The organism is Mesorhizobium sp. M7A.F.Ca.CA.002.04.1.1 (assembly GCF_004022805.1).
Lineage (GTDB): Bacteria > Pseudomonadota > Alphaproteobacteria > Rhizobiales > Rhizobiaceae > Mesorhizobium > Mesorhizobium ciceri.
In genome coordinates, this window is record NZ_RZPL01000410.1 from 1 (window position 1) to 5,068 (window position 5,068).

Sequence of the window (5,068 nt, forward strand, 5' to 3'; positions counted from 1 at the left end):
TCATGCGGGACGAGGTCGTAGGAGCCCTGTTCGAACAGTTTCAGCACCTGATCGTCCGACATCGCCTTTACCGGCGCGGCAGGAGCAGCAGCGGGCACGCCAGCCGGAGCCTTGGCGGCAGGCGCCGCCTGGGCGCCGCCACCGGCAATCGCCGCGTCGACATCCGCCTTCACCACCCGGCCATGCGGACCGGTGCCGGTCACGGCAGACACATCGACACCGGCTTCCTTGGCTATGCGACGTGCGAGCGGCGACGCGAAGGTGCGTCCTTCCGGCGACTGGCTGATCTCCCCCCTTGTGGGAGAGATGGCCGGCAGGCCAGAGGGGGGCGTCTCGCGCTGAGAGGACGGCGGGACAGCGCCCCCCTCTGTCGACTTCGTCGACATCTCCCCCACGGGTGGGGAGATTGGCGCCTTGTCCTGCTTGGCCTCGGCTTTCGCTGGAGCAGCATCGCCCCCGCTTTTCGCGGCAGCGCCTGCATCCTCACCTTCGGCAGCGAGCACGGCGATCAGAGCGTTGACCTTGACGCCTTCGGTGCCGGCGGGAACGACGAGCTTTGCGACCGTGCCCTCATCGACAGCCTCGACTTCCATCGTCGCCTTGTCGGTCTCGATCTCGGCAATGACATCGCCCGGCGAAACCTTGTCGCCTTCCTTGACGAGCCACTTGGACAGATTGCCCTCTTCCATCGTGGGCGACAGGGCCGGCATGGTGATGTTGATTGGCATTTTGTCCTCCCGCCCGGTTCAGCGATATGTGACGGCTTTGACCGCCTCGATGACTTCGCCGACGTTCGGCAAAGCCAGTTTCTCGAGGTTGGCGGCATAGGGCATCGGCACATCCTTGCCGGCGATGGTGATGACCGGCGCGTCGAGGAAATCGAAGGCGCGCTGCGACACCTGGTTGGCGATATGGTCGCCGACCGAGTTCTGCGGATATCCCTCTTCGACAACGATCAGCCGGTTGGTCTTCTTGACCGAGGCGATGATGGTGTCGAGATCGAGCGGCCGGATCGTGCGCAAGTCGATGATCTCGGCATCGATGCCCAAGCCGCGCAGCTCGGCTTCCGCCTTGACCGCATAGGTCATGCCGATGCCGAAAGAGACGATGGTGACGTCCTTGCCGGTCTTGTGGATGCGCGCCTTGCCGATCGGCAGCACGAAATCATCCAGCTTCGGCACGTCGAAGGACTGGCCATAGAGGATCTCATTCTCGAGGAAGATGATCGGATTGGGATCGCGGATCGCCGCCTTCAACAAGCCCTTGGCGTCGGCGGCGGTGTAGGGCATCACCACTTTCAGGCCCGGAATGTGGCTATACCAGGCGGCGTAGCACTGCGAGTGCTGCGCGGCGACGCGTGCGGCAGCGCCGTTCGGTCCACGGAAAACGATCGGCGCACCCATCTGGCCGCCCGACATGTAGAGCGTCTTGGCGGCGGAGTTGATGATCTGGTCGATCGCCTGCATGGCGAAGTTGAAGGTCATGAACTCGACGATCGGCTTCAGGCCGGCCATCGCCGCGCCGACGCCGACGCCGGCAAAGCCATGCTCGGTGATCGGCGTGTCGACGACGCGCCGCGGCCCGAATTCCTGCAGCAGCCCTTGCGTGATCTTGTAGGCGCCCTGGTATTCGGCGACCTCCTCGCCCATGACGAAGACATCGCCGTCGCGGCGCATTTCCTCGGCCATCGCATCGCGCAGCGCTTCGCGTACCGTGGTCGAGACCATCTCTGTGCCGGCCGGAATGTCCGGATCGGCGGCGATTTCCGTCTTCGGTGCAGCAGCCACCGGCGCGGCAGCCGGTTTTGCGGCCTCCGCCTTGTCCTCCGCCGCGGCTGGAGCCTCTGCCTTTGCCGGTGATTCCGCCTTGGCGGGAGCCGAGGACTTGCCGATATCGCCGGCACTTTCGCCGTCCTGCAGCAAAACGGCAATCGGTGTGTTGACCTTGACGCCTTCGGTGCCGGCGGCGATCAGGATCTTGCCAAGCGTGCCTTCGTCGACGGCCTCGACTTCCATCGTCGCCTTGTCGGTTTCGATCTCGGCGATGACGTCGCCGGCGACGACCTTGTCGCCCTCATTCTTCAACCACTTGGAAAGATTGCCCTCTTCCATGGTCGGCGAGAGAGAGGGCATGAGAATTTCGATCGGCATGTCCTTGCCCTCCCGTTACAATACGATATCGGTCCAGAGCTCGGACGGATCCGGCTCTGCATCGTTCTGGGCAAATTCGGCGGCGTCAGCGACGATGTCGCGGACCTCCTTGTCGATGGCCTTAAGCTCGTCCTCGGTTGCCCACTTCTTCTCGATCAGCCGCGCCTTGACCTGTTCGATCGGGTCATGGTCGGAGCGCATCTTCTGCACTTCTTCCTTTGAGCGGTATTTCGCCGGATCGGACATCGAGTGACCGCGATAGCGATAGGTCTGCATTTCGAGAATGATCGGCCCGTTGCCGGCGCGGCACCATTCGGTCGCCTGGTCGCCGGCGGCCTTGACAGCGCGCACGTCCATGCCGTCGACCTGGATGCCGGGAATCTTGAACGAAGCGCCACGGTGCGAAAAATTGGTTTCCGCCGAAGAGCGCGACACCGAGGTGCCCATGGCATACCGGTTGTTCTCGATGATGTAGATCACCGGCAGCTTCCACAGCGAGGCCATGTTGAAGCTTTCATAGACCTGGCCCTGGTTGGCCGCACCGTCGCCGAAATAGGTCAGCGAGACATTGTTGTTGTCGCGGTAGCGGTTGGCGAAGGCCAAGCCCGTGCCGAGCGACACCTGCGCGCCGACGATGCCGTGGCCGCCATAAAAGTGCTTTTCCTTGGAGAACATGTGCATGGAGCCACCCTTGCCCCGTGACAGGCCGCCGCGACGCCCGGTCAGCTCGGCCATGACGCCGCGCGGCGACAGCTCCATCGCCAGCATGTGGCCGTGGTCGCGATAGGCGGTGATCATCTGATCGCCGTCGATCAGCGCCATCTTCATGCCGGTGACGACCGCTTCCTGGCCGATATAGAGGTGGCAGAAGCCGCCGATGAAACCCATGCCGTAGAGCTGGCCGGCCTTTTCCTCGAAACGACGGATGAGCAGCATGTGCCGGTAAGCGGCAAGCTCTTCGTCCTTGGTGAATTCGACAGGTTTGGGGGTCGAAAGCCCCGATTTGCCGTCGGATTTGGATTTGGCAGGCGCTTTTCTGGCGGCGGTGGCCATGCATCACTCCCTGTTGGCGTCTCTTCGTGGACATTAGAGCAGGATGAAATCTGCTCTGGGGAGATCAGCTCCTCCCCACCGATTTTAGGGAGGCTAACACGCGTCAAAGCGTTGCGCCATGCCGAATTTGCATAGCTGGCATGCGCCTAAGCGATTAAAATCATTGAAAATATTGGTGATTAACTTGAAATCAGTTATTTCGCCGAGGTCGGCAACATAATGGTGATTTCGTCAGCTTGGGACAGATTGAGCGCCTTGCGCGCCTGCTCATCGAGCATGTCCTTCTCGAGCGTGCCTTCATGCATCAGCCGAACGCGGCGCTCGAGCTCCATGCGGCGCGCCTTGATCGCATCGAGCTGGCCTTGCAGCGCAACCGTCTGGGCTTCCAGCTGATATTTCGAGTAGATACCGAATTCGCCGTGATAGGCATGAAAGCCGAAATAGGCCAGGAACGCCACGCAAAGCGAGGGAATGATCAGCCGGCCGGTGTTTCTCTGCTTGTGCTGACGCGTCCACATCGCCCGATTCCTCTAGAGCATGATGCCGAAAAGTGTGAAGCGGTTTTCGGACGACATCATGCTCTATCTCTTTGATTTAGAGTCGGATTCAGATTTCAGGTCGAACAGACCTGAGATCATCCGGCTCTAGCCCGCGAACTCAGGCGGCTCACGATCTTTCTCGCCCGATTGTGCTTAACGGACGGTTACGGGTGACCTGTTTGGCGGCGCCGAAACGAAAAAGGGCGGGAATGCTCCCGCCCTTTTGTCCGGTATCGATGAGCCGGTGTTTCCGGATCAGCCCTTGACCACCGACTTGCCGGCGTAGCTTGCCTGCTTGCCGAGCTCTTCCTCGATGCGGATCAGCTGATTGTACTTGGCCATGCGGTCCGAGCGCGACAGCGAGCCGGTCTTGATCTGTCCGCAATTGGTGGCGACGGCGAGATCGGCAATGGTCGAATCCTCGGTTTCGCCCGAGCGGTGCGACATCACGGCGGTGTAGCCGGCCTTGTGCGCGGTCTCGACGGCGTCGAGCGTTTCCGTAAGCGAGCCGATCTGGTTGACCTTAACCAGGATCGAGTTGGCAACCCCCATGCGGATGCCGTCGCGCAGCCGCGCCGTGTTGGTGACGAACAAATCGTCGCCAACCAGCTGCGTCTTCTTGCCGATCAGGTCGGTCAGGTACTTCCAGCCTTCCCAATCGTCCTCGGCAAGACCGTCCTCGATCGAGATGATCGGATAGTCGGCGGCAAGCTTGGCCAGGTATTTGGCCTGGGCCTTGGGATCGCGCGTCTTTTTCTCGCCTTCATAGACGTAGTTGCCGTCCTTGAAGAACTCGGTCGCGGCGCAATCGAGGCCGAGCGCGATCTCGTCGCCCGGCTTGAAGCCGGCCTGCTCGATCGATTCCATGATGAAATCGAGCGCCACCGGAGCGCTTTTCAGGTTCGGGGCAAAGCCGCCCTCGTCGCCGACATTGGTGTTGTGGCCGGCATCCTTCAGTTTCTTGCGCAGCGTATGGAAGATTTCCGAACCCCAGCGGACACCTTCGCGCAGCGTCGGCGCGCCGATCGGCAGGATCATGAATTCCTGGAAATCGATCGGGTTGTCGGCATGCGCGCCGCCATTGATGATGTTCATCATCGGTACCGGCAGGAGATGCGCCTTGGTGCCTCCGACATAACGGTAGAGCGGCAGGCCGGCGGCATCAGCGGCCGCCTTGGCCACCGCCAGCGAAACGCCGAGAATGGCGTTGGCGCCAAGCCGGCTCTTGTTGGGCGTGCCGTCGAGCTCGATCATGGTCTGGTCGATATGAATCTGGTTTTCGGCTTCCATGCCGCCGATGGCCTCGAACAGCTCGCCGTTCACCGC

Annotated in this window: 5 protein-coding genes; all 5 read right to left on the reverse strand. The window is 61.6% G+C overall.

The features are described from left to right. Window positions 1-728 (reverse strand): biotin/lipoyl-containing protein (locus tag ENZ75_RS20335; RefSeq protein ID WP_128278270.1); only part of this gene is annotated, 728 nt, incomplete at its 3' end. Window positions 729-746: 18 nt separating this feature from the next. Beyond that, window positions 747-2,150, reverse strand: coding sequence for a pyruvate dehydrogenase complex E1 component subunit beta (locus ENZ75_RS20340; RefSeq protein WP_063168050.1), 1,404 nt, complete (start codon window positions 2,148-2,150; stop codon window positions 747-749). Window positions 2,151-2,165: 15 nt separating this feature from the next. Next, window positions 2,166-3,203 carry a pyruvate dehydrogenase (acetyl-transferring) E1 component subunit alpha gene (gene pdhA / locus ENZ75_RS20345; RefSeq protein ID WP_063168051.1) on the reverse strand — a complete coding sequence of 346 codons (1,038 nt, stop codon included), beginning with the start codon at window positions 3,201-3,203 and terminating at the stop codon, window positions 2,166-2,168. A 194-nt stretch (window positions 3,204-3,397) separates the two neighbouring features. Then, the gene (locus tag ENZ75_RS20350; protein ID WP_027038975.1) at window positions 3,398-3,721 is read right to left on the reverse strand and encodes a septum formation initiator family protein; all 324 of its coding nucleotides are present in this window, start codon (window positions 3,719-3,721) and stop codon (window positions 3,398-3,400) included. A gap of 276 nt (window positions 3,722-3,997) precedes the next feature. Next, a partial coding sequence (gene eno / locus ENZ75_RS20355) for a phosphopyruvate hydratase (protein ID WP_128278271.1) occupies window positions 3,998-5,068 on the reverse strand: 1,071 nt, incomplete at its 5' end.